Annotated in this window: 23 protein-coding genes; 5 read left to right on the top strand and 18 right to left on the bottom strand. The window is 60.9% G+C overall.

The window, feature by feature from the left end; genetic code table 11:
- Positions 1–249: 249 nt before the first annotated feature.
- From rpsT to mutM, 3 genes are all read right to left on the bottom strand, one after another.
- Positions 250–519, bottom strand: a complete 270-nt coding sequence (rpsT, locus tag PAF20_RS16695) for a 30S ribosomal protein S20 (protein WP_271071722.1) — start codon at positions 517–519, stop codon at positions 250–252.
- A gap of 157 nt (positions 520–676) precedes the next feature.
- Positions 677–1,453 (bottom strand): enoyl-CoA hydratase, encoded by a 777-nt coding sequence (locus tag PAF20_RS16690; RefSeq protein WP_271071721.1) that lies wholly within the window; start codon positions 1,451–1,453, stop codon positions 677–679.
- 62 nt (positions 1,454–1,515) lie between these two features.
- On the bottom strand, positions 1,516–2,358 hold the full coding sequence (gene mutM, locus PAF20_RS16685; protein WP_271071720.1) for a bifunctional DNA-formamidopyrimidine glycosylase/DNA-(apurinic or apyrimidinic site) lyase: 843 nt from the start codon (positions 2,356–2,358) through the stop codon (positions 1,516–1,518).
- A 76-nt stretch (positions 2,359–2,434) separates the two neighbouring features.
- Between mutM and ubiE the strand changes: the two genes are divergently transcribed.
- Complete coding sequence (ubiE, locus tag PAF20_RS16680) at positions 2,435–3,178, top strand: bifunctional demethylmenaquinone methyltransferase/2-methoxy-6-polyprenyl-1,4-benzoquinol methylase UbiE (RefSeq protein ID WP_271071719.1); 744 nt, start codon at positions 2,435–2,437, stop codon at positions 3,176–3,178.
- 2 nt (positions 3,179–3,180) lie between these two features.
- Positions 3,181–4,716, top strand: coding sequence for a 2-polyprenylphenol 6-hydroxylase (gene ubiB, locus PAF20_RS16675; protein ID WP_271071718.1), 1,536 nt, complete (start codon positions 3,181–3,183; stop codon positions 4,714–4,716).
- Here ubiB and PAF20_RS16670 read toward each other — a convergent pair.
- The 6 genes from PAF20_RS16670 to mutL form a co-directional block, all read right to left on the bottom strand.
- Entirely contained in the window at positions 4,713–5,342 is a 630-nt protein-coding gene (locus tag PAF20_RS16670; protein ID WP_271071717.1) for an SH3 domain-containing protein, read from the bottom strand. The genes ubiB and PAF20_RS16670 overlap by 4 nt on opposite strands.
- A gap of 4 nt (positions 5,343–5,346) precedes the next feature.
- Entirely contained in the window at positions 5,347–6,063 is a 717-nt protein-coding gene (locus PAF20_RS16665; protein WP_271071716.1) for a VIT1/CCC1 transporter family protein, read from the bottom strand.
- Between the two features lie 25 nt (positions 6,064–6,088).
- Positions 6,089–8,005 carry a 1-deoxy-D-xylulose-5-phosphate synthase gene (dxs, locus tag PAF20_RS16660; RefSeq protein ID WP_271071715.1) on the bottom strand — a complete coding sequence of 639 codons (1,917 nt, stop codon included), beginning with the start codon at positions 8,003–8,005 and terminating at the stop codon, positions 6,089–6,091.
- A gap of 20 nt (positions 8,006–8,025) precedes the next feature.
- Positions 8,026–8,889 carry a polyprenyl synthetase family protein gene (locus tag PAF20_RS16655; RefSeq protein ID WP_271071714.1) on the bottom strand — a complete coding sequence of 288 codons (864 nt, stop codon included), beginning with the start codon at positions 8,887–8,889 and terminating at the stop codon, positions 8,026–8,028.
- Entirely contained in the window at positions 8,889–9,122 is a 234-nt protein-coding gene (locus PAF20_RS16650; RefSeq protein ID WP_271071713.1) for an exodeoxyribonuclease VII small subunit, read from the bottom strand. Before PAF20_RS16650 ends, PAF20_RS16655 begins: the two co-directional genes overlap by 1 nt.
- 146 nt (positions 9,123–9,268) lie before the next feature.
- Positions 9,269–11,092: a DNA mismatch repair endonuclease MutL gene (gene mutL / locus PAF20_RS16645; protein ID WP_271071712.1), complete on the bottom strand. Its 1,824-nt coding sequence runs from the start codon at positions 11,090–11,092 to the stop codon at positions 9,269–9,271.
- A 130-nt stretch (positions 11,093–11,222) separates the two neighbouring features.
- Between mutL and PAF20_RS16640 the strand changes: the two genes are divergently transcribed.
- Positions 11,223–11,399, top strand: a complete 177-nt coding sequence (locus PAF20_RS16640) for a hypothetical protein (RefSeq protein WP_271071711.1) — start codon at positions 11,223–11,225, stop codon at positions 11,397–11,399.
- Positions 11,400–11,512: 113 nt separating this feature from the next.
- Here the strand turns inward: PAF20_RS16640 and PAF20_RS16635 are convergent, their stop codons facing one another.
- From PAF20_RS16635 to PAF20_RS16605, 7 genes are all read right to left on the bottom strand, one after another.
- Positions 11,513–12,820 carry a M16 family metallopeptidase gene (locus PAF20_RS16635; protein WP_271071710.1) on the bottom strand — a complete coding sequence of 436 codons (1,308 nt, stop codon included), beginning with the start codon at positions 12,818–12,820 and terminating at the stop codon, positions 11,513–11,515.
- Positions 12,817–14,313 (bottom strand): M16 family metallopeptidase, encoded by a 1,497-nt coding sequence (locus tag PAF20_RS16630; RefSeq protein ID WP_271071709.1) that lies wholly within the window; start codon positions 14,311–14,313, stop codon positions 12,817–12,819. Before PAF20_RS16630 ends, PAF20_RS16635 begins: the two co-directional genes overlap by 4 nt.
- A 102-nt stretch (positions 14,314–14,415) precedes the next feature.
- A complete protein-coding gene (locus PAF20_RS16625; protein ID WP_271071708.1) occupies positions 14,416–14,925 on the bottom strand; it encodes a DUF3035 domain-containing protein in 510 nt (169 codons plus the stop codon).
- 31 nt (positions 14,926–14,956) lie between these two features.
- The gene (lspA, locus tag PAF20_RS16620) at positions 14,957–15,565 is read right to left on the bottom strand and encodes a signal peptidase II (protein WP_271071707.1); all 609 of its coding nucleotides are present in this window, start codon (positions 15,563–15,565) and stop codon (positions 14,957–14,959) included.
- Positions 15,565–17,154, bottom strand: a complete 1,590-nt coding sequence (purH, locus tag PAF20_RS16615; RefSeq protein WP_271071706.1) for a bifunctional phosphoribosylaminoimidazolecarboxamide formyltransferase/IMP cyclohydrolase — start codon at positions 17,152–17,154, stop codon at positions 15,565–15,567. Before purH ends, lspA begins: the two co-directional genes overlap by 1 nt.
- Positions 17,155–17,187: 33 nt before the next feature.
- Entirely contained in the window at positions 17,188–18,843 is a 1,656-nt protein-coding gene (locus PAF20_RS16610; RefSeq protein WP_271071705.1) for a heparinase II/III family protein, read from the bottom strand.
- A 9-nt stretch (positions 18,844–18,852) separates the two neighbouring features.
- Entirely contained in the window at positions 18,853–20,097 is a 1,245-nt protein-coding gene (locus PAF20_RS16605) for an RsmB/NOP family class I SAM-dependent RNA methyltransferase (protein WP_271071704.1), read from the bottom strand.
- 93 nt (positions 20,098–20,190) lie between these two features.
- Between PAF20_RS16605 and PAF20_RS16600 the strand changes: the two genes are divergently transcribed.
- Together PAF20_RS16600 and PAF20_RS16595 are read left to right on the top strand one after the other, a co-directional pair.
- The gene (locus PAF20_RS16600; RefSeq protein WP_271071703.1) at positions 20,191–20,364 is read left to right on the top strand and encodes a DUF1674 domain-containing protein; all 174 of its coding nucleotides are present in this window, start codon (positions 20,191–20,193) and stop codon (positions 20,362–20,364) included.
- Positions 20,365–20,378: 14 nt separating this feature from the next.
- The gene (locus PAF20_RS16595; protein WP_271071702.1) at positions 20,379–20,852 is read left to right on the top strand and encodes a GNAT family N-acetyltransferase; all 474 of its coding nucleotides are present in this window, start codon (positions 20,379–20,381) and stop codon (positions 20,850–20,852) included.
- A gap of 13 nt (positions 20,853–20,865) precedes the next feature.
- On the opposite strand, the gene folD is transcribed toward PAF20_RS16595, so the two are convergent.
- Both folD and PAF20_RS16585 read right to left on the bottom strand, forming a co-directional pair.
- Positions 20,866–21,744 (bottom strand): bifunctional methylenetetrahydrofolate dehydrogenase/methenyltetrahydrofolate cyclohydrolase FolD, encoded by an 879-nt coding sequence (gene folD, locus PAF20_RS16590; protein WP_271071701.1) that lies wholly within the window; start codon positions 21,742–21,744, stop codon positions 20,866–20,868.
- A complete protein-coding gene (locus tag PAF20_RS16585) occupies positions 21,719–22,036 on the bottom strand; it encodes a chorismate mutase (protein WP_271071700.1) in 318 nt (105 codons plus the stop codon). The genes folD and PAF20_RS16585 overlap by 26 nt, the downstream gene beginning before the upstream one ends.
- Between the last annotated feature and the right edge of the window lie 21 nt (positions 22,037–22,057).

Here is a 22,057-nt window from a genome sequence, read left to right as displayed (position 1 = left end):
AAGGCGACGTGAATCGCAGGATCGAAGTTAGACGTTCTCGTGGTGCTCTCGCAACCGATCTTCGCGCTTGACAGAAAGATCACAGGAACGAATCCGGGACGCTTGTCACAATCCCGTCGCAAATCCAGAGGGTTGCCTGAAACTGTTGAAAATTCAGAACCTTGCAGTCGGAAAAAACAAAGGGCGCACCGAATGGTGCGCCCTAGCATTAACTTTTCATTAATAATTGCTTCACCATATGGCGCAGAATTATTTCGCGGCGACGGCTTTCACGCGGGAAGCCAAACGAGAGATTTTCCGCGAGGCGGTGTTCTTGTGATAGACGCCCTTGGTCACGCCACGCATGATTTCCGGCTGAGCTGCCTGCAGGGCAGATTTCGCAGCATCTGCATCGCCAGATGCAATCGCTTCCTCGACCTTGCGCAGGTAGGTGCGGATGCGCGAACGACGGGCTTTGTTAACTTCCGTGCGGCGCTCGATCTGGCGGGCGCGTTTTTTGGACTGGGGCGTATTTGCCATGGGTACGGGTCCTGTTTGCTATTCGAATTTCGATCTCGGTTACGCAAAAGCCCCACGGCACCATCCGAATCGGATGGTCATGATTCTTGCCTGAAGCGGGCCCACGCGCATGTAAGCCCGGGCCTATACAGGCGCCGGGCCGAAAAGCCAAGCAGAATCAGCGGTCCCTGAACTGCGGCTCACGCTTTTCCAGAAATGCGGCCATGCCTTCCTTCTGATCCTCGGTCGCGAACAACGAGTGGAACAGGCGGCGTTCAAACTGAAGCCCCTCACGGAGGGTGGTTTCATAGCTGCGATTGACGGCCTCTTTCGCGGCCTTGACGGCGACCTGCGATTTCTCGGCTATTTTGCGCGCGATGGTCAGAACTTCGGGAATCAGCTTTGCGGCAGGCACGACACGGCTGACGAGGCCGGAACGCTCTGCCTCTTCGGCATCCATGAAGCGACCGGTCAGATTCATGTCCATCGCCTTGGACTTGCCGACAAAGCGCGTCAGGCGCTGCGTGCCGCCGATGCCGGGAATCACCCCAAGATTAATTTCGGGCTGACCGAATTTTGCGGTGTCGGCGGCGATTATAAAGTCGCAAGCCATCGCAAGCTCTGCCCCGCCACCAAGCGCATAGCCTGAAACGGCGGCGATGATCGGTTTGCGCACGCTCAGAATCGCTTCGGTCGGGCCGGTGAACAGATCCTCATCATAGACATCGGCGAATGTCTTTTCGGACATTTCCTTGATGTCGGCGCCTGCCGCAAAAGCCTTTTCACTGCCGGTTACGACAATGCAGCGGACCTTTTCATTGCTGTCGGCGTCTTTCAGCGCTGCCGTAAGCTCTGCCAGCAACCCACTGCTGAGCGCGTTGAGCGCGTCGGGTCGGTTAAGCCGGATCAATGCGACATAATCTGTGATCTCGACGTTGATATTCTGGTAACCCATGGGCTGCCCCTGACGGTTGCGGATCGCATTGTCCTAACAAAGGCATGAGCGGCTGGCTAGACTCAGCGCTGACAGTTTGGGCACCAGAAGCTGGAACGGCCGGATTGCACGATCCGGCGAATCTTCCCACCACAGCCTGAACGGGGGCACTCCTGACCCTCGCGGCCATAGACGCGAAAGCTGTGCTGAAAATAGCCCAGCTCTCCGCTTGCCTGGCGATGGTCGCGCAGGGATGATCCACCTGCGGCAATCGCCTCGACCAGTACATCCTTGATATGACCGCTTAAATCGTCCAGCCGCTTGCGCCCGATCCGACCAGCGGCACGGCGCGGGTCGATCCCGGCGCGATGCAATGCCTCTGACACATAGATATTACCCAAACCCGCAACCACACGCTGATCCAGCAAAAGCGCCTTTACCGGTGCCTTTCTTCCGGCGAAGGCGGCAGCAAGGCGCGCGCCATCAAATTCATCACCCAACGGTTCCGGCCCCAGCCCGTCCAGCATCGGCGAGGCATCGTCTCGGATCAGATCCACCATACCGAATCGGCGTGCATCGTTCATGGTGATACGCGTACCGGACCCCGTCTCGATCACGACATGATCATGACGCGGCAGGATCGAAGGATCGCGGTGAAAATCACCCACGCCCTGCCCCTCGATCAGCATCCGGCCGGACATGCCCAGATGGATCAGGATCGACGCATCGCGATCCAGGTCCAGCAGCACATATTTGGAACGCCGGCGCAGACCGGTCACGGTTGCACCCGTCGCGACCTGGACAAGGTCGACGGGGAATTTCCACCGCAGACCGTCGCGGTTCAGCGTCAGCTTTGCGATCCGCTGGCCTTCCAGATGGGGCAGCAGACCACGGCGCACTGTTTCGACTTCGGGCAGTTCTGGCATCTTCGTCGCTTTCGTCGCATTGTGGCCGCGGGGTTTCACCCTTAATTGTGCCCCGAAACCTAATACGGCAAGAGCGATGAGCGACAGGCAAACCCATTTCGGCTTTCAGACCGTGGACGAAGACGAGAAAGCCGGGATGGTCCACGGCGTCTTCTCGCGTGTCGCATCGCGTTACGACGTGATGAACGACCTGATGAGCGCCGGGATTCATCGGATCTGGAAAAACGCGATGATGGATTGGTTGGCCCCGCGCAACGGCCAACGGCTGCTGGATGTGGCTGGCGGGACTGGCGACATCGCATTCCGCTTTCTTGACCGGGCACCAGGGGCAGAGGTCACGGTCTGCGACATGACCGAATCCATGCTGGTCGAAGGCCGCAAACGGGCCGAGGCCGAACGCCTCGCCGACAGCCTGTCATGGGTCACGGGCGATGCGATGGCCCTGCCCTTCGCTGATAACAGCTTTGATCGCTATACGATCAGCTTCGGCATCCGTAACGTCACCCGCATCCCGGACGCTTTGGCAGAGGCGTTCCGCGTCCTCCGCCCCGGCGGGCGGCTTATGGTGCTGGAATTCAGCCAGCTTCCCGTTCCTGCGATGCAATGGGCCTATGACCGCTACAGCTTCAATGTCATTCCGGCGCTTGGCCAGATGGTGGCGAATGATCGCGACAGCTACCAATACCTGGTGGAATCAATCCGCCGCTTCCCCGACCAGGACGCTTTTGCCGCGCTGATCGGGGAGGCGGGATTCGAACGTGTCCAGTATCGCAACATGTCGATGGGCATCGCCGCCTTGCATTCGGGCTGGAAGCTGTAGGGATGCGCGGGCCACATAATATCTGGCGCCTCATCAGAACGGGCGCCACCTTCGAGCGCACCGGCGCCATGGGTGTCGCGCTTGATGCGGTCGACGCACCGCGCAATGTCCGTGCAGCAGCGCGCATCCTCGGCTGGCCATTTCGCTGGCTTGGATATGGGGGAGATCCGTCGCTTCCGCCTGTCACGCGGGCCATCACGGCACTGGGTCCGGCCTATATCAAGTTCGGCCAGATCCTTTCGACGCGCCCCGATGTTGTCGGTGTCGATCTGGCAAATCAGCTCAGCTATCTGCAAGACAAGCTTCCGCCCTTCCCGACCGCGCAGGCCAAGGCCATGATCGAAGCCGATCTGGGTATGCCGCTGGATCAGATGTTCAGCGAATTCTCCGACCCGGTGGCGGCTGCGTCTATCGCGCAGGTTCATCGTGCCCGACGCGCAGATAACGGGAAAGAGGTCGCGGTGAAGGTTTTGCGACCCAATATAACCACAGCCTTTTCGCGCGATATCGACGCCTTTCATTTCGGCGCCGACATGATCGAGGCGATTTCTCCCTCTACCCGTCGGCTGCGGCCCAAAGACGTGGTCAGCCATTTTGAAGGCGTCGTGAGTGGTGAACTCGATCTTCGGCTGGAGGCCGCATCGGCATCCTTGTTTGCCGAGAATACAAAGGACGACCTGCAGTTTGAGGTGCCAAAGCCGCATTGGGAGCTGACATCACGCCGCATCCTGACTTCGGACTGGGCAGAAGGAATTTCGCTTGGCGATGTGGCGGCGATCCGCGCCGCGGGTCACGACACGTCTGCACTGGCAGAACGGATTTTGCAGCTTTTCCTGTCCCACGCCCTGCGCGATGGGTTCTTTCATGGCGATATGCATCAGGGGAATCTGAAGGTCGCGCCCAATGGCGACCTCATCGCCTATGATTTTGGTATCATGGGCGAAATCGACGAATACACCCGCCGCATCTATGCCGAGATCCTGATGGGTTTTATCCGTCGCGATTACGATGCCCTCGCCAAAGTTCATTTCGAGGCAGGCTATGTCCCGCGTGACCGCGATCCGGCGGCTTTTGCCCGTGCCCTGCGCGCGGTTGGTGAGCCGATCTTCGGTGCAGACGCGACGCGGATTTCGATGGCAAACCTGCTGGGCTATCTGTTCGAGGTGACAGAGCGTTTCGGGATGCAGACCCGGACAGAGCTTATTCTGCTGCAACGCACGATGGTTGTTGTCGAAGGGGTCGCGCGTTCGCTTGATCCGAACCTGAATATCTGGAACGCTGCGCGTCCCGTCGTCGAAGACTACATCAAGGCCAATCTCGGCCCGCGTGCGCTGCTCAGTGACAGCAAGCAGATCGTCATGACCCTTCAACGCGCCATGCCGCTGATGCCTGCCCTGCTGGAAGATGCGCTATGGCGTGCGCGTCAGCGGGCGGAGGAGCCAAAGCACCCTCAGCCGCGACCGTTCCACTGGCGCTCTGCCGCGATCGGGGCGGGCACGATGGCTGTTTTCACGGCGCTTCTTGTGCTGATGGCCTAGCGCGGCGGCGCAATGCTGCAACAGCCGGTATACATCTGTGCAGGTGCATCACGGCTTTGCAGTAGAACGGTGGCCTCAAGTCCGAACTGCATGTCCGACATGCCGTCTGAACACTGTTTTGGCGTGACGCTGGCCACCATGAGGCTGTGGTCATCCTCGACATAGATCATCCGCCGAGGGTCGCGAAAGATGCCGGTGCTCAGAACGCGCTCAACTGTCATGCTGGTGCTGTGACCGGGTTCTTCCCACTGAAGGCCGCCATTGCCGTCTTCTCGGAATCCCCAGAAAGGTTCCGTGCCCCCGCAGGAAAAACCTTCGGGCAACTGCCCATCGTACCAGACATCGCTGCGGTATTGCAGATAGCGCAGCGACACCCAGCCTGCCCGCTCGCCCGTATTGATCTGGCCCCAGTTGCCGCTGCGATCCAAACCGACAACCTCCACTCCCATGGCATCGGGAGCCAGTTCTCCGATGATCTCGGCAGAGGCCGACGGCGCTGCGCGGATGTTGAGGACATCATCAACGGCGACCCCCGAAACATCGAACAGCGTTGGCAGGATATATTCCTGCGTTGCAGCCGCAGGCGTTGCTGCCAGCAATGCCAGTAACACAATCCGCTTCAGCATCTTCCTACCCCATCGCCACGCCAAATATTCGCCCGATCAGCGCGGTCACACCCATCGCAACGCATCCCCAGAATACCACCCGAACCACCGCGCGGCCCCATGGCGCACCGCCGGTTCTTGCGCCAATGAATCCCAGCACGGCAAGCGCCAGCAGCGTCGCAAAAAGCACAAACGGGATCAGCGCACCTTCCGGCGCGGCAAGAGCACCAAGAAGCGGCACCGCAGCAGCGGCTGAAAATGTCAGCGCCGAGGTCGCCGCAGCCTGCAGCGGATTGGCCGCAGTTACATCGGACAATCCCAATTCATCACGAATATGCGCGCCCAATGCATCATATTCCGTCATTTCCCGCGCTACCTTCAACGCCGTTTCAGGTGCAAGGCCGCGTGCCTCATAGATCTCCGCCAATTCGCGCAGCTCTGTTTCAGGGTCCTCTTTCAGCGCCCGCGTCTCTCGCTTGATATCCGCGCGCTCAATATCCGACTGGCTTGAGACAGAGACATATTCACCCGCAGCCATGGACAAGGCGCCGGCAGACAGCCCGGCCACGCCCGCCAGCAGCACGCCATGACGATCGGCGCCCGATGCTGCGATTCCGACCAGCAACGAGGAAACGGAAACGATCCCGTCATTCGCACCAAGGACAGCCGCCCTCAGCCAGCCGGATCGCGAAATGAAATGCGGATCGTCAGGATGGGCGTCGGCATGGGTGTGTCGGGACATTGGGCATCTTTCGTCTGGAAGGCATTCAGGCCCGCGCAGATAAGGACGCCACACCCAGAACTTCAAGCACCTTTGCCTCGATATCGGCGGCACTCATGGCGGCACTGGCATACATGGCCGCCGGGCTGTCATGATCGATGAAGGTATCCGGCAGCACCATCGAGCGGAACTTGAGCCCCTGATCGAACACTGCGCTGTTGGACAGAAGCTGAGCAACATGGCTGCCAAAGCCGCCGACCGCGCCCTCTTCGATCGTGATCAACGCCTCGTGCCGGGCAGCAAGATCAAGGATCATGCCCTGATCCAGCGGCTTGGCAAAACGTGCATCGGCAACGGTTGGGGTGATGCCACGCGCGATCAGCGCCTCACGCGCTTTCATCACCTCTGACAGGCGCGTGCCAAAAGAAAGGATCGCGACGCGCTTGCCCTCTGCGATGATCCGGCCCTTACCGATTTCCAACGGAACACCGCGTTCGGGCATATCCACCCCTGTGCCCTCACCGCGCGGGAAACGGAAGGCAATCGGCCCGTCATCATATGCCGTGGCGGTTGCCACCATATGAACAAGCTCAGCCTCGTCAGCCGCGGCCATGACGACCATTCCGGGCAGGCTGGACATAAAGCCCACATCGAACGCCCCGGCATGGGTCGCACCATCGGCACCGACAAGGCCGGCCCGGTCGATGGCGAAGCGCACCGGAAGCCGCTGGATGGCCACGTCATGGACAACCTGATCATAGCCACGCTGCAGGAAGGTCGAATAGATCGCGCAGAATGGTTTCAGCCCCCCGGCCGCGAGACCTGCCGAGAAAGTCACCGCATGTTGCTCGGCAATACCCACATCAAAGCAGCGCCGCGGGAAACGCTCGGCAAAAAGGTTCAGCCCGGTCCCGTCAGGCATCGCAGCCGTAACGGCAACCACCTTGTCGTCACGCTCTGCCTCGGCGATCAGTGTTTTCGCGAATACGCTGGTATAGCTGGGTGCATTGGATTTGGCCTTCGCCTGCTCACCCGTGATGACATCGAACTTGCCACGCGCATGACCGCGGTCTGCAGAGCCTTCGGCCGGCGCGTAACCTTTCCCTTTGCGGGTGATCGTGTGGATCAGAACAGGCCCGTTCGAACGCGCCTTGACCGTGCGCAGAAGCGGCAGAAGCTGGTCCAGATCGTGACCGTCAACCGGCCCGATATAGGAAAAGCCAAGCTCTTCGAACAAGGTGCCGCCGACAGCCATGCCTTTCAGCATTTCCTTGGCACGGCGCGCGCCTTGCTGAATTGGTTCCGGCAGAAAACCAACAGCGCCCTTGGCCATTGATTTCAACTCCTGAAACGGACCCTCGGTATAAAGCTTCGTCAGATAGGTCGACAGCGCACCTGTAGGAGGCGCGATCGACATCTCATTATCGTTGAGGATGACGAACAGCCGCTTGCCAAGATGACCGGCATTGTTCAACGCTTCGAACGCCATACCTGCCGACATCGCGCCATCACCGATCACCGCAATCGCATCACCCGGATCGCCGCCAAGTTCGCGTGCCATTGCGAATCCAAGCGCCGCAGAGATCGAGGTCGAACTGTGCCCCGCGCCGAACGGATCGAATGGGCTTTCCGAACGTTTGGTGAAACCGGACAGGCCACCACCTGTCCGCAATGTCCGGATACGGTCCCTGCGACCTGTCAGGATCTTGTGCGGATAGCACTGGTGGCCAACGTCCCAGATGATCTTGTCGCGCGGCGCATCGAAAACAGCGTGCAGCGCGACCGTCAGCTCCACAACACCCAGGCCCGCGCCCAGATGCCCGCCGGTCACGGACACCGCACTGATGGTTTCGGCCCGCAGCTCATCGGCAAGCTGCCGCAGCTCTCGGTCCGACAGTGCTTTCATGTCAGATGGCAGTTGGACCCGGTCCAAAACCGGCGTCTTGGGTTGATCTTGGCTCATGGCGACCCTTTCCGGGGCGTTCAGCTTTGGCGGTCGATAACGAAACGCGCCAGATCGCGCAAGTTTCCAGCCGCATCACCATATGGTGAAAGCGCTGCCACCGCCTTATCAATCAACTCTGCCTCTCGGGCGCGCGCGCCTTCCAGCCCCAGCAACGAAACAAAGGTCGCCTTGCCCGCCTCGGCATCCTTGCCGACGCGCTTGCCGATCGTTTCCTGATCGCCCGTCACATCCAGAATGTCGTCATGGATCTGGAACGCCAAACCCAGCTTGGCCGCATAAATCCGCAGCGCCTCGGTTTCGGCGTCCGCCATAAGGGCCCCGGACGTCGCCGCAAAGGAAATCAGCGCACCGGTCTTTGCCGCCTGCATCCGTGAGATACCGGCGAGGTCCAGCGGAACAGCCGCATTCTCGGCCGCGATATCCATCATCTGCCCGTGCACCATGCCAGAGCCGCCAACGGCATGCGCGAAGGATTTCACCAAGCGCAACCGCACAGCCTCGTCCCCGATGGCAGGATCGGTCAGCAATTCGAACGCAAGGGTCTGCAAGGCATCGCCAGCCAGAATCGCGGTGGCCGGCGACCATTGGACATGCACGGTCGGCATACCGCGGCGCAGATCGTCATTATCCATGTCCGGAAGGTCATCGTGGATCAGGCTATATGCGTGCAAAGCCTCTACTGCCGCTGCAACTGGAAACGCCGCATCATCTGCGATGTTGTGCAGCCGCGCGGATTCCATCACCAGAAAGGCGCGCAGCTTTTTACCCCCTACACAGGCATAACGCATGGCGTCGCTCAACTCGCCTTCGGGCAACTTCGTCATTGCCGCATTCAGAATGGTTTCGACCTGCGACCTGACCTCCTCCATCCGTCTGTCCATTACTGTTCTCCGGCCTTGGTCACGCCGGTAGGCTGGCCCTGCGCAAGCGTGATTTTTTCAATCCGCTCTTCCGCTTCGCGCAGGCGTGCCTCGCAATGGGCGCGCAACGCGGCGCCACGTTCATACAGCTTGATCGAATCCTCCAGCGAAGCATTGCCGCTTTCCAGCCTCGACACGACGCTTTCAAGTTCTTTCATGGCGTCCTCGAAGGACATGTTTGCGACGTCACTCATTTCGCGGCCCTTTTCGCGTTTCCGTTCGCGCCGGACCGATTTGAAGGGCACGGCGCCGTCGGTTTGTAGCCGTGTTCACGGGAATAAACCACCTCAACCTTGCGCAGCGATCGACAGAGAACGTTCACCTGTGCACGCAGGCTCGCTCAATCCCTACGTCCGAACAGCTTTTCGATATCGGTCAGCGACAGCCTGATCCATGTCGGCCTGCCATGATTGCACTGGCCAGAGCGCGGCGTCCGCTCCATCTCGCGCAGAAGCGCATTCATTTCATCTGCCGTCATGCGTCGCCCCGAGCGGACCGAACCATGACAGGCCATGGACGACAACACAGCATCGACCCGCGCTTTCAGTCTGTCTGATGCGCCCTGTTCGGCCAGATCATCGGCAATATCGCGGATCATCGCGGTTGCATCCACCTTACCCAGAAGCGCCGGCACCTCGCGCACGGCAACGGCACCGTGACCAAAGGCTTCCACATGCAGGCCGAGTTCAGCCAGTTCATCGGCCACCACCAGAACACGTTCGGCGTCATCGGCAGGCAATTCGACAATCTCGGGTATCAGCAGCGCCTGGCTCGTGATCGCCTTCTCGGCCAGTTGGGCCTTCAACCGCTCGTACACCAGACGCTCATGGGCCGCATGTTGGTCAACGATAACCATGCCCTCCGACGTCTGCGCGATGATGTAATTCTCATGCAATTGCGCACGCGCAGCGCCAAGCAGCGTGTCAGAAGGCACAGCCGCTTCCGGCTCTGGCTCAAACCGGGCGGAAGGAGCGTCGGAGAAGCCATCTAAACCCGGGGACTGCGCGACATAGGCAGATTGTATCGCCCGTTGTGAAGGCCGGTACTCCATCTGATAGCCTGGGTGGCGGGCACCGGGCTGAGGGGCAACCTCCGCACGAAATGCAGCCAAAGTCGCGGCGCCAACGGTATCCGACGTCTGCCGCGAGTTCTGTGCCAGTTGATTGCGCAGGGTGGAAACCACCAGCCCCCGCACAAGTGAAGGGTCCCTGAACCGCACCTCTGCCTTGGCCGGATGCACGTTGACGTCGACAAAATGCGGGGCGCAGTCGATATACAGTACAGCTGCAGGATACCGGCCCTTCGGCAGCACATCCATATAGCCGGCCCGCAGCGCGCCGGTCAGCAGCTTGTCCCGCACCGGGCGCGTATTCACGAAAACATGCTGAGCGACGGCCGCGCCACGAGAATATGTCGGAAGAGCAGCAAAGCCGGTCAGACGGACCCCGTCCCGCTCTGCCTCTATCCGAATTGCGTTATCTATGAACTCCCTGCCCATGACGCGGGTAAGGCGGGCATGAAGCGCATCGAACAGATCGCCCTGTTCGGCATCGGCACGGAACAGCAGCCTGTCGTCATCGTGAAGCGTAAACCCAACCGATGGCTCTGCCATTGCGAGGCGACGGATCACATCGGCCACAGCCTGAGTTTCCGCCCTTTCACTCCGCAAGAATTTAAGCCGCGCCGGGGTGGCGAAGAACAGATCGCGCAACTCGACAACCGTTCCCCGGTTCGCTGCGGCGGGGCGCACGGGCTCTGCATGCCCGGCTGTGACCTTGATGACCGCGCCGTCTGCTTCCGCCCGCGACGTGATGGTCAGTCGCCCCACGGCAGCAAGGCTTGGCAAGGCCTCGCCCCTGAAGCCGAAGCTGTGAATGTCCAGCAGGTCCGAACCGTCGATTTTAGAGGTCGCATGTCGCGACAGCGCCAGAGGCAGGTCCTCGGCCGTCATGCCGCAGCCATCATCCTCGACGCGGATCAACGCCTTGCCGCCCTGCGAAATCGTGACATCAATGCGTCGCGCCCCGGCATCAAGCGCGTTTTCCACCAATTCCTTCACCGCTGATGGCGGACGTTCCACAACCTCGCCAGCGGCAATTCTGTTTGCAACGCTGTCCTCAAGCTGACGAATAACAGGGCGTATCTGGGGGGTGTGGTTGTTCATGCCCCTATATCTAGCACCGCTGCAGCCTCGATGAAATGATTCGGAATGCTCACAGGCGGAGTCACGAAACTTTGCGTTGTGATGTTCGTTGAATGGCAGCTTCAAAACACACACCGCCAGGAGAATTACCATGACGAAACTTGCTGCAATTGCTCTTTTTGGTGCCGCCCTGACCCTGTCGGCCTGCGGTGAAAACGCCGCCACCCGCGCCACGACCGGCGCAGCGACCGGCGCGGTTGTCGCTGGCCCGGCTGGCGCTGTCGCTGGTGCAGCCCTTGGTGGGTCCGGCGCAGTTCAGGTTAAGTAACGTTGCTGACCAGCGACCAGCCCCTGTTTCGTACGGGGCAAGGTCGCAAAGTAAGATAAAAGGCCGCGCATCCTCATGGATTGCGCGGCCTTCTTTGGCATATCAGGCAGTGCTCACGGGGCGAATCCTTCAGGGCGTCCGACAAGAACGAGGTTCAGCCGGTCATCCGAAAGCCGCTGACGTGCCACGCGGGCGACGTCATCTGCGGTGACAGCCTCAATCCGTTCGTTGCGGTAGTCGGGATAGTCAATCGGCAGTCCGATCATTTGCATCCCTGCGAGAATACCGGCGATCTTAGCGTTGCCGTCCCATCGCAGCGGATATTCACCTGTCAGATATGTCTTGGCATCGGCAAGCTCTTGCTCGGTCACGCCCTCTCCCATCCGCGCCAGTTCAGCGTTCAGCAGCTCAACCGCTTCGGCCGCGGTTGCGTTGGAGCTTGACATCCCGCCCATCCAGCTTTGGCCATAAACGCCGTTCACCAGCGAGGTATAGACGCCATAAGTCAGACCACGCTTTTCACGGATCTCTTCCATGAGGCGGGACGAGAAACCCCCGCCACCCAGTATATGATCCGCCACGAAGGCAGCAAAATAATCCGGATCGTCCATGCTCAGGCCGGGCAAGGCAAAGCTGATCACGGTTTGCGGGCTGTCCCAGTCGATCACCTCGGTACTGGCGGTTTCGCTGAACTGCGCCTGTTCGGGCAAGGGAACAGTTCCGGTTGCAGGCAGGTCCGACAAAATCCGGTCGATAAGAACGCCAAGCTCTTGCGGTGTGATATCACCGGCTGCGCCGACAATGACACGATCCAGGGCAACGACCCTGTTTTTCGCCTCTACCATGTCCTGCGGACCCAGTGACGAAATCGATTCAGCCGTCCCGTTGATCGAGGAGCCGTATGGATGGCTGCCCCAGATCGACTTGGCAAGCGCTTTGCTGGCGATGGAGTTGGGGTCCGTATCCTCGGACCGGATGATCGACGCGATCTGCCCCTTCACCCGCGAAACGGCATCCTCATCAAAACGCGGCTCGACCAGAGCGGCCGCGATAAGCGCGCCCGCTTCGTCCCGGTTTTCTGACAGTATCTGGCTGGAGACCGTCAGCGCGTCGTCACCAACATCAAAGCTGATCCGTGCACCCAGTGCCTCTTTCGCGGCGGCGAACTGGGTGGCGTCCATGTCAGCCGCGCCCTCTTCCAGCGTATGGGTCATCAGGTTGATGGCGCCGCGCTTACCGGGCGCATCAACACTGGCGCCACCACGGAAGGCGATGTTCAGGGCGGTAAAGGGAATGCTGTGATCCTCAACCAGCCAGGCCTTGATGCCCGAGGGCGAGGTCACTTCCTGTATCTCGGTCGCCGCGACCGGGGTGACGATCAGGCTGACGAGCAGAAACGGTATGGCGCGCAAGAAGCTCATTCTGTGACCTCTTCGTCTTGGGGTTCGGTCGTTGCGGGTTCTGCCGCCTCATCGGTTGATGCAGCATCCGATTCGGATTCCGTCTCTGGCGGAATTGCACCGAACTGCGGATCGGCGGCCAGTTCTTCCACCGCCCTTCGACCGTCTTCTGACAGCATGCCTTCGGTCGGAACCGGCAAAAGCCAGCCGGTGACGGTCGCGGTGCTGTTCATCACAAGATCAGCGGCTTCCATGACATCCTCTGCCGTGACCTCTGCCAGGATGTCGGGCCAGTCGCTGACGTCTTCGACACTCAGCCCGGTCGCAAGCCCCTGCCCGTATTGGTAGGCGCGACCGTGGGCCGAATCCTGTTCATATATCTGGTTCGCGCGGATCTGTGTCTTGATCCGTTCAAGCTGGGCCGGGTCCGGCCCTTCGGTCAGGAAGTCTTCCAGAACCTCATCAAGCGCTGCCTCTGCTTCTTCCGGAGTCTGACCATCGGCGGGAATCAGCGAAAAATAAAAGCTCGTCCGATCGACCGCGTAACCTTCATAGCCCGCACCGGCATAAAGCGCCTGCCCGGTCATCACCAGCTTCTGCCCAAGAACCGATGTTTGCGGCGCACCACCAAGAAGCTCTGCCAGCACGCTGAGCGCCGCCGCCGTTTTCTGATCGCCAGGATTGCGTTCAGGAACCAGCACACTGCGGGTCATGCGCGGCTGCGGTACGCGCGGATCGCGCATGGTTACACGCCGCGGCGCTCGCTGATCCGGTTCTTGCGGGCGGGCGGCACGCTCTACCCCTGCTTTCGCGGGGATCGAGCCGTAATACTGCTCTGCCAGTTCGCGCGCCTTGTCGGGCGTCACGTCGCCGGCAAGGATCAGGATCGCGTTGTTGGGCGCGTAGTAATCTTCATACCATTTCAGCGCATCGGCACGGGTCAGGGCCATCATCTCATCGCGCCAGCCAATGACCGGGCGCCCATAGGGATGGTTCAGGAACTGCGCCGCCGTCCGTTCTTCTGCGAATAAAGCGGCGGGATCGCTGTCGGTGCGCTGCGCCCTCTCCTCCAGCACGACCTGACGTTCTGCCTGCCAGTCTTCTTCGCCAACGCGAAGGTTTTGCATCCGGTCCGATTCCATTTCCATGATCAGCGGCAGGCGATCACTGGCGATACGTTGGAAATACGCCGTGAAGTCATAGCTGGTGAAGGCGTTATCCATGCCGCCATTCGCGGCTACAGTCTTCGACAACTCGCCCGGCTCCAGCTTTTCGGTGCCTTTGAACATCAGATGTTCCAGATAATGCGCAAGGCCGGTTTTTCCGGCCACTTCATCGGCAGAGCCGATTTTGTACCAAACCATCTGCACAACAACCGGGGCGCGATGATCTTCGATCACGACCGCTTCCATGCCGTTGTCCAGCGTGAAGCTGGTCACGCCGGGGGGCGTCTCTGCATCAGCTTGTGTGGTAAGGGAAGCAGCAAGAATAGCCGCTATATAAAGCGCGCGCATAGGCGATCCTTTCACAAGGGCCCGTCAGAAAAGCAAAAGCAGGGCGAAAATGCTGTCTGTCGCCCCTCCCGGCAAATCACGACCGGGTGAGGAGGCTTCAGATCAATCCAGAACCGGCGGCGAGGTCGGCGTTCTTGCGCCTGCGCGTTTCCAACGCAGATCCTCTGCCCAGCTGTCCAGCGTCATGGGTTCGTAAGCGCGATAGTAGACATCCGTCCGTGCCCATGTTTCCAGCAGGCGCCGCGAATTGTTCGCACGCCATTCCACATCTTCCTGCGCAAGCTGCTGGCGGATGCCCTGCGTAACACCCAACCGCGAGGCGTAATTCACAAGCGCGCCATCTGCCGAACCGATACCTGTCGGTGCCAGCCGCTGTGGATCGCCGCCAAGTGCCGCGACCGCATCGCCCTTGGGATTGGGGTCGGTGATATTCGCCCCGCCCGGCGTCGGTTGCGGAAGCTGGTTGAGATCCGGCGGCATCGACAGTGGACGGGTTGGCAGAATTGCAAATTCATCGGGGGTATCGCGACCCGCCGAAATATTATGCAACTGCGGATCGTTGGAGCAACCGGCAAGTGCCGCCGCACCGATCAACACAGAAATAGCCCGCATCAGGGTCCCCCGTAATTCGTTGCTGCCCGTTCTAGCCCGATTTTGAAGGCGCGTCACGGGTCTTGTCTTTATCGGCATCTCTGCCTTGCGGTGGCATCAGGATGAGGCCGAATGCACCAAGGAATATGGCGATATCTGCGACGTTAAAGCTGTAGGGGTTGCGCCAGTTCGGCAAAGACATGTTCAGGAAGTCCGCGACCGCACCGTAGTAAATCCGATCAATCACATTCCCAATGGCGCCGCCAATCAGCAGCCCCGCCGCCAATTGCGAAGGCCAGCCGGGGCGGGTGCGTCTCATCCAGATGTACAGCGCCGCGCAAATCAGCAAAGACAGCGCGATCAGTCCCAAGCGGACAATATCTTCGGACGACCTGAACAGACCGAAATTGATCCCCTGATTCCACGCCATGTGAAAGTTGATCCAAGGCGGCAGCACCTCTATCTCGCGCACGAGGTCAAGGCGCAGGATGTGGACGACATAATATTTGGTGATCTGATCCAGCAGCAAAATCACCAGCGTCACCCAGCCAAGCACACGCAATGTGTTAGGCTCGGCAACGGGCTGCGCCTTGGTCCGTGACCGCGATGCGGGTTTGGATGCCTTGGCTGCCGCCGGTTTCTTGGTCGCTTCTTTCGCCATCAGTGACGGAAGTGCCGCTGGCCGGTGAACACCATCGCAAGGCCGCGTGCGTCCGCGGCGGCGATCACCTCTGCATCGCGCATGGAACCTCCGGGCTGGATAACCGCGGCAGCACCCGCATCGGCAAGCGCCTCGACCCCGTCGGCAAACGGGAAAAACGCGTCAGAAGCCACCGCGGAACCAGAGGTCAGCGGCAACGGCAAGGCGAGAGCTTCTGCCATATCCTGCGCCTTGCTACGACCGATGCGGGTCGAATCAACGCGGCTCATCTGACCGGCACCGATACCCACCGTCGCGAGTTCCTTTGCATAGACGATAGCGTTGGATTTCACATGCTTGGCGACCTGCCAGGCGAAAAGAAGATCGGCCATTTCGTCATCGGTGGGCTGCCGCCTGGTCACGACCTTCAGTTCCGGCAGTGCGATGCGGCCATTGTCGCGCGACTGCACAAGGAAACCGCCCGCCACCTGACGGAAAGATGTTCCCGCAGATTCCACGTCCGGAAGGCCACCTGTCGTCAGAAGGCGCAGGTTCTTGCGGCCCGCAAACACCTCTTTGGCTTCCTCGGTCGCGTCAGGCGCAATGACAACTTCGGTGAATATCTCTGTTATCGCTCTTGCCGTATCACCGTCAAGCGTCTGGTTCAGCGCAATGATTCCACCAAAGGCGGACGTCCGGTCGCAGTCGAACGCACGGCGATAGGCTTCTGCCGCAGTATCGGCGCGGGCGACGCCGCAAGGGTTCGCATGTTTGATGATTGCGCAGGCCGGGCCTTCAGCGGGATCGAATTCCGCAACCAGTTCAAACGCGGCGTCGGTGTCGTTGATGTTGTTGTAGGATAGCTCTTTGCCCTGCCACTGCCGGGCACTGGCAACGCCGGGGCGCATTTCGCCGGTCGTGTAGAAGGCCGCATGCTGATGCGGGTTCTCACCATAGCGCAGGCCCTGTGCCAGCGTTCCGGCAAAAGCACGGCGGCGCGGGGTTTCAATACCAACAGCGCCGGCCATCCAGTTCGAAACTGCAGCATCATAGGCGGCGGTCCGCGCATAGGCCGTCTGCGCCAGTTTCTTGCGCATCGCCTGGTCGGTTCCGCCTTGCGCGGCAAGCTGTTTGAGAACGCTGTCATAATCTTCGACATCCACGACCACACCGACAAAGGCGTGATTCTTGGCCGCAGCGCGGATCATGGCCGGGCCGCCAATGTCGATATTCTCGACGCAATCCTCATAGCTGCCGCCCCTGGCGACGGTCTCCTCGAACGGATAGAGGTTAACCACCAGCAGGTCGATCATGCCGATCCCGTGCTCGGCCGCCGAGGCCTGATGCGCGTCGTCATCGCGCAGGGCCAGCAGGCCGCCATGCACCACCGGATGCAGGGTTTTGACGCGGCCATCCATCATTTCCGGAAAACCCGTTACCTCGGACACATCCTTGACCGCGATGCCAGCATCGCGCAGCGCCTTCGCTGTGCCGCCCGTCGAAAGTATTTCGACACCCGCTGCATCAAGCGCCTTTGCAAACTCTGTCAGCCCGGTCTTGTCCGAGACAGAAATGAGGGCGCGTTTCAGCGGGACGATATCTTGCGGCATGTGTTCCTGCGGGAGTCTGTTTTCGGATGCCGCCTAGCTAGCGCCTGCCCGCACGAAGGTCCAGCCGATCTGCACCGCATCGTCCGTAAGTCTGTGGCTTAAAACGATCTGGGTGGTCGGGCACGGCTGCGACAGGCCGCGTTCGAGATAGGCCGAGGGCTCCAGCCGAAGGGTCGCGACCAGATCATGGCTGAAATACCATTCTTCTGCGCCCGGCAGAGCCAGACGAACGGCATCACCTTCCGGAAAGACATCGACGTCTGGATGCAGGTGAAAACGGATTTCGAACCCGATTCCGTCCGGAGCGTTCGTCAGTACCTGCGCCAGCCGACCCCTGCCGTCGATATCCAGTGCCGCCAGCGTGTCTTCGCCATCAAGCTGATCGCCATCGGGTGACAGGCTCAGCTCTCGCAGATGCGTCAGCCCGTGGGTTCCCAGCCAGGCATCATGCCCCGACAGGATCGTTTCCGCCTGCCTTGGCGGCGCAGGGGGCGCATCGGCGGGCAGGACATTGCCCTCGGCGTCACATTGACCCGCCCATACCTTCTGCGGAAGCAATGTCAGACGTTCCTGGCCCTGCCCGTCGGGCGGCAGCAGCTTGGCAGAGCTGAGACCGGACAGATTCAGCGTCGAATGGCATGACGTGGCCCGGCTGGCGCGCGCCCATGCCGGCCCGAACATCCTGCCCGAACCGCAATTCACGATGATCGGATGCCGGGCCGAGGTGAACTCTATGGCCAATGTAGATGCGTGCGCATGTGCCGCTGCCGGACCGGCAGGCGGCGCGGCAGCATCCATGATCACCGTCGCACGCGCACGCGACATCCGGGCAAAGCCCATCGCATGACCCTGCGCGGTCGTCGCAGGACCCGAAGCGGCGCGCAGGCTGTGATCCAGACGCCCTGCGACGCCGCGCCCTCCACCATGAAAGCGCGGAAGTCCGCCATCGGCATGTCGCAGAGCGCGCAAGATCGGCGCCACTTCCTCGATAGCAGCCGCAATCTCTTCAGGCAGAGCTATCGCCAAATCGGAGGCAGTCTGCTTGACCCAGCCGAGCAGCGACAGACAGCCCAGCAGCGCCTCGGGGCAGCGGCTTCGCAGGACCCCTTTATGCAGCGACGCATCGATCGCCTGCGCCAGATCGGACATGGACGCGCCAACCTTATCGCCCGCGCCTTGCAGCATCATCGCGGCGATTACCCTGCCCGACAAAGCCTCGATCATTGGCAGACCCGTCGTGGCCTCCGCCCGTTCCAGATAGGCGAGCTGATCATGCATACTGTCGAAAACCGGCTGTGCGGTTTCCTTGTCCAGCCCCGGCAGTATCTGGCCAGAGTGGAACAGCCAACGCAGCAACCGGCGACCAGTAACGTCGGCCCGCCACGCCGGATCGTCCTGCCCGGATTCAGGTGGCTTCGGGTGCGCCTCAATCCAGCCCAGCACACGCGACTGCGCCATGTCACGCGCCTTGGCATTGCCGACAGAGGCCAGATCATCCAGCCAGCCAAAGCCATGCAGTTCCGCTGCAAGCTCCCCTGTGGGCGCATCGCCCGTGAATGGGTCACCGTCGACGCTGCAGCCGGTCAGGCGCAGGGTTCCCTCTATAATCTCCTGACCACGCAGGGCAGAGCCGAGGCTGCGCGGCTCGGGCCGGATCGTAAAACCATGCGGGCGGCTTATGTCGGTCATGACGTGAACTTACCGGGCTGTCTCTGGCTTCCGCAAGCGGGCGATGAAAAACCCGTCCATTCCGCCGATCTCTGACCAATGGTCAGGGCGCAGGCGCAGACCACCGACAGGTGACAGCCACTCTTCCGCCCATTCAGGATGTTCGACCGCAAGCCCCGGATGTCGTCCAAGGGCCGCTGTCACCTGATCCTCACCCTCCGCCGCAAGCAGAGAACATGTGGCGAATACCAGCCTGCCCCCCGGCTTAAGAATATCAAGCGCATGGTCGATCAGGCGTGTCTGAAGTTCTGCCAAAGCCTCAATCGCGGAACCGTCACGGATCAGCGGCAGGTCAGGGTGGCGGCGGATCGTCCCCGTGGCAGAGCAAGGCGCATCCAGCAAAATCGCATCAGGTGCAGCCCTGGGCCGCCATTCCAGAGCGTCAGCTGCAATGACCTCTGCCGCCAAACCACAGCGCTTCAGGTTTTCGTGCAACCGTTCCAGACGCTGCGCCGAAAGATCAACGGCCGTCACGTTTGCGCCAGCCGCCGCCAATTGCAGCGTCTTGCCACCCGGCGCGGCGCACAGGTCAACGATATCCTCACCGGGCTGCGGGTCCAGTACACGCACGGCCATTGCAGCGGCGGCGTCCTGCACCCACCAGTCACCCTCGGCAAATCCCGGCAATGCGCTGACCTGTGCAGATTCGTGCAGCCGAAAGCTGCCACTGGGAAGCACCTGACCGGGCGCGGTTTTGCCGGGTTTCGCGGTGAAATCCACCGGCGCACCGGCCTGATGGGCAAGTTCGATCGCGGTGGTAATATCCTCACCCCATTGGGCCAGCACGGGTTCACGCAGCCATTCGGGCATTTCTTCGGGCGGAAGCGATACCCATTCCTTGAACTGCCCGGAAATCTTCCGCAGAACCGCATTGACCATTCCGGCGGCCGCACGACCCTTTGGCCCCATGCCCTGCACCAGCCCGACAGCCGCGTTAACCGCGCCATGCGGCGCCTCGCCCATCTCCAGCAATTCAACCGTGCCAAGGCGCAGAACGTCCAGCACGTCGGGCCGGGGCTTTTTCGACAGATGCTGAACCAGCAGCGTATCAGCGCGGTCGATATTACGCAGCACAGCCAGAGCCAGCCTTTGCGCCCGCGCCCGGTCAGCCGGTGCCAGCCCCGCAATCGCATTCGGCTGATCCGATAACGACATTCCGTCACGCACCCCTGCAAGCAACCGAAGCGCCCCCTTCCGCGCCGCATCAATGCGCACAGTGCTGCCTTGTCTTTTGCGTCCCGCTGGCTTGCCCAATCCCGACCCTTTCCTTAGATTTAGCCCTGTTAACGCAATGAAAGGCCGCCCGCCATGACCGAGACACGCGATTTGCCGCCCGAGGCCGTCCGGGCGCTAGCCGAAGCCGCAGAGCGCCGCAAGGCAGCCAAAGCCGTTGCACTGCCGACCGAGCTTGGCGGACGTGACGGGCCAGAGCCTGTGCGTTTCGGCGATTACGAGAAAAAGGGCCTTTGCGTCGACTTCTGATCTGGTGAGTGTCCATGCCGCGAACCGTGATAGCGCCACTTCGCCCGGCAGACAGCGAAGAGGCCGTGCATGTCTTTTTCGACGCTGTCCATAACGGCACATCAGGGGTCTATACCGCTGAACAGCGAACGGCTTGGGCTGGAACGGTTCCCGACACCGAAGGCTGGCGCCACAGGCTTGACGGTGTCGACGGCTTTTCGGCTCGGATAGAGGGGAAACTGGTCGGCTTCATGACGTTGGACGATAACGGCTATATCGATCTCGCCTTCGTGCGGGCGGATTGTGCGCGGCAGGGCGTAGGAGCGGAACTTTATCGTGCCATCGAGGAGCACGCCCGGATCAGTGGCATTCAGACTCTGACCACAGAGGCCAGTCTGGCAGCGCAGCCTTTTTTCGAACGCATGGGCTGGCATGTCGTGGCAGGGCAGCGCGTCGTCAAGCGCGGTGTTGAACTGACCAACTACCGAATGACCAAAGCCCTGCCCTGACCGCGCAACAGGCTTAAAGTGACAGCCCCGCCGGATCGGGCAGCCCATTGGCCCGGCAGCAGGCCGTCAGCGTATTCGCCAACAGGCAGGCGATGGTCATCGGGCCGACGCCGCCCGGCACCGGCGTAATGGCCCCCGCGACCTCTGCAACGCTGTCGTAGTCCACGTCACCCACAAGCCCGTCATCGGTGCGGTTGATGCCAACGTCGATCACTGTCGCGCCCGGTTTGATCCACTCGCCCTTGACCATCTGCGGACGACCCACGGCGGCCACGACGATGTCGGCGCGGCGCACCACCTCTGGCAGGTTCTTGGTGCGCGAATGGGCGATGGTTACGGTGGCACTGTCTGCCAGCAGCAGCGCCGCCATCGGCTTGCCCACGATGTTCGAACGCCCAATGACGACCGCATTCTTTCCCGACAGATCACCCAGCTGATCGCGCAGCAACATCAGGCAACCCAGCGGCGTGCACGGCACCATCGCTCGCTGCCCGGTGGTCAATCGCCCGGTATTGGCGATCGTGAAGCCGTCCACATCTTTCTTGACGGCAATCGCGTTTATCACCTCTGCCTCGTCAATATGATCCGGAAGCGGCAATTGGACGAGTATCCCGTGAACCGCTGAATCGGCATTGAGCCTGCCGATCAGGGCAAGAAGCTCTGCCTGAGAGGCATCTGCCGACAAGCGATGCTCGTAAGAGTTCATGCCGGCCGCTTTCGTCTGCTTGCCCTTGGACGCGACATAGACCTGACTGGCCGGATCATCGCCGACAAGAACGACGGCCAGACCGGGTGTTATCCCATGTTCGTCCTTCAGCGCAGCGACCTGTCCACCGATCTTCTCTCTCAACGTTGCTGCAAAAGCCTTACCGTCGATCCGGGTTGCCACCATTTTCGCCCCCAAGCTGCGCATCTTCCTGCGCAATGAAATATTCCATCATCAAACGCCATATATCCTCGGCCAGATCGGGGTGCAGGCCCGCAGCGTCGGCCCTTTGGCGGGCCAGCATCGCAACCTGTTCTACCCGGCTGTCAATGCGGGCGGGCAGGCCGTCACGCGCCTTGATGTGGGCGGCCCGGTCGATCAGGCGGCTGCGTTCCGCCAACAGTTCGATCAGCTGCGCGTCGAGCGCGTCAATATGCACCCGCAGCGTCGCCATATCCTGGATATCTTCATGCGTCATGCGCGACCTTATCCCCGCTTG

The sequence above is a fragment of the Paracoccus albus genome (genome assembly GCF_027913035.1).
Classification (GTDB): Bacteria; Pseudomonadota; Alphaproteobacteria; order Rhodobacterales; family Rhodobacteraceae; genus Paracoccus; species Paracoccus albus.
This window is presented reverse-complemented; position numbering and strand designations above follow the sequence as displayed.

Bases quoted from the DNA above. Each gene is read 5' to 3' on its own strand.
- rpsT (WP_271071722.1), bottom strand. From the start codon at position 519: ATGGCAAATACGCCCCAGTCCAAAAAACGCGCCCGCCAGATCGAGCGC.
- PAF20_RS16690 (WP_271071721.1), bottom strand. From the start codon at position 1,453: ATGGGTTACCAGAATATCAACGTCGAGATCACAGATTATGTCGCATTG.
- mutM (WP_271071720.1), bottom strand. From the start codon at position 2,358: ATGCCAGAACTGCCCGAAGTCGAAACAGTGCGCCGTGGTCTGCTGCCC.
- ubiE (WP_271071719.1), top strand. From the start codon at position 2,435: ATGAGCGACAGGCAAACCCATTTCGGCTTTCAGACCGTGGACGAAGAC.
- ubiB (WP_271071718.1), top strand. From the start codon at position 3,181: ATGCGCGGGCCACATAATATCTGGCGCCTCATCAGAACGGGCGCCACC.
- PAF20_RS16670 (WP_271071717.1), bottom strand. From the start codon at position 5,342: ATGCTGAAGCGGATTGTGTTACTGGCATTGCTGGCAGCAACGCCTGCG.
- PAF20_RS16665 (WP_271071716.1), bottom strand. From the start codon at position 6,063: ATGTCCCGACACACCCATGCCGACGCCCATCCTGACGATCCGCATTTC.
- dxs (WP_271071715.1), bottom strand. From the start codon at position 8,005: ATGAGCCAAGATCAACCCAAGACGCCGGTTTTGGACCGGGTCCAACTG.
- PAF20_RS16655 (WP_271071714.1), bottom strand. From the start codon at position 8,889: ATGGACAGACGGATGGAGGAGGTCAGGTCGCAGGTCGAAACCATTCTG.
- PAF20_RS16650 (WP_271071713.1), bottom strand. From the start codon at position 9,122: ATGAGTGACGTCGCAAACATGTCCTTCGAGGACGCCATGAAAGAACTT.
- mutL (WP_271071712.1), bottom strand. From the start codon at position 11,092: ATGAACAACCACACCCCCCAGATACGCCCTGTTATTCGTCAGCTTGAG.
- PAF20_RS16640 (WP_271071711.1), top strand. From the start codon at position 11,223: ATGACGAAACTTGCTGCAATTGCTCTTTTTGGTGCCGCCCTGACCCTG.
- PAF20_RS16635 (WP_271071710.1), bottom strand. From the start codon at position 12,820: ATGAGCTTCTTGCGCGCCATACCGTTTCTGCTCGTCAGCCTGATCGTC.
- PAF20_RS16630 (WP_271071709.1), bottom strand. From the start codon at position 14,313: ATGCGCGCGCTTTATATAGCGGCTATTCTTGCTGCTTCCCTTACCACA.
- PAF20_RS16625 (WP_271071708.1), bottom strand. From the start codon at position 14,925: ATGCGGGCTATTTCTGTGTTGATCGGTGCGGCGGCACTTGCCGGTTGC.
- lspA (WP_271071707.1), bottom strand. From the start codon at position 15,565: ATGGCGAAAGAAGCGACCAAGAAACCGGCGGCAGCCAAGGCATCCAAA.
- purH (WP_271071706.1), bottom strand. From the start codon at position 17,154: ATGCCGCAAGATATCGTCCCGCTGAAACGCGCCCTCATTTCTGTCTCG.
- PAF20_RS16610 (WP_271071705.1), bottom strand. From the start codon at position 18,843: ATGACCGACATAAGCCGCCCGCATGGTTTTACGATCCGGCCCGAGCCG.
- PAF20_RS16600 (WP_271071703.1), top strand. From the start codon at position 20,191: ATGACCGAGACACGCGATTTGCCGCCCGAGGCCGTCCGGGCGCTAGCC.
- PAF20_RS16595 (WP_271071702.1), top strand. From the start codon at position 20,379: ATGCCGCGAACCGTGATAGCGCCACTTCGCCCGGCAGACAGCGAAGAG.
- folD (WP_271071701.1), bottom strand. From the start codon at position 21,744: ATGGTGGCAACCCGGATCGACGGTAAGGCTTTTGCAGCAACGTTGAGA.
- PAF20_RS16585 (WP_271071700.1), bottom strand. From the start codon at position 22,036: ATGACGCATGAAGATATCCAGGATATGGCGACGCTGCGGGTGCATATT.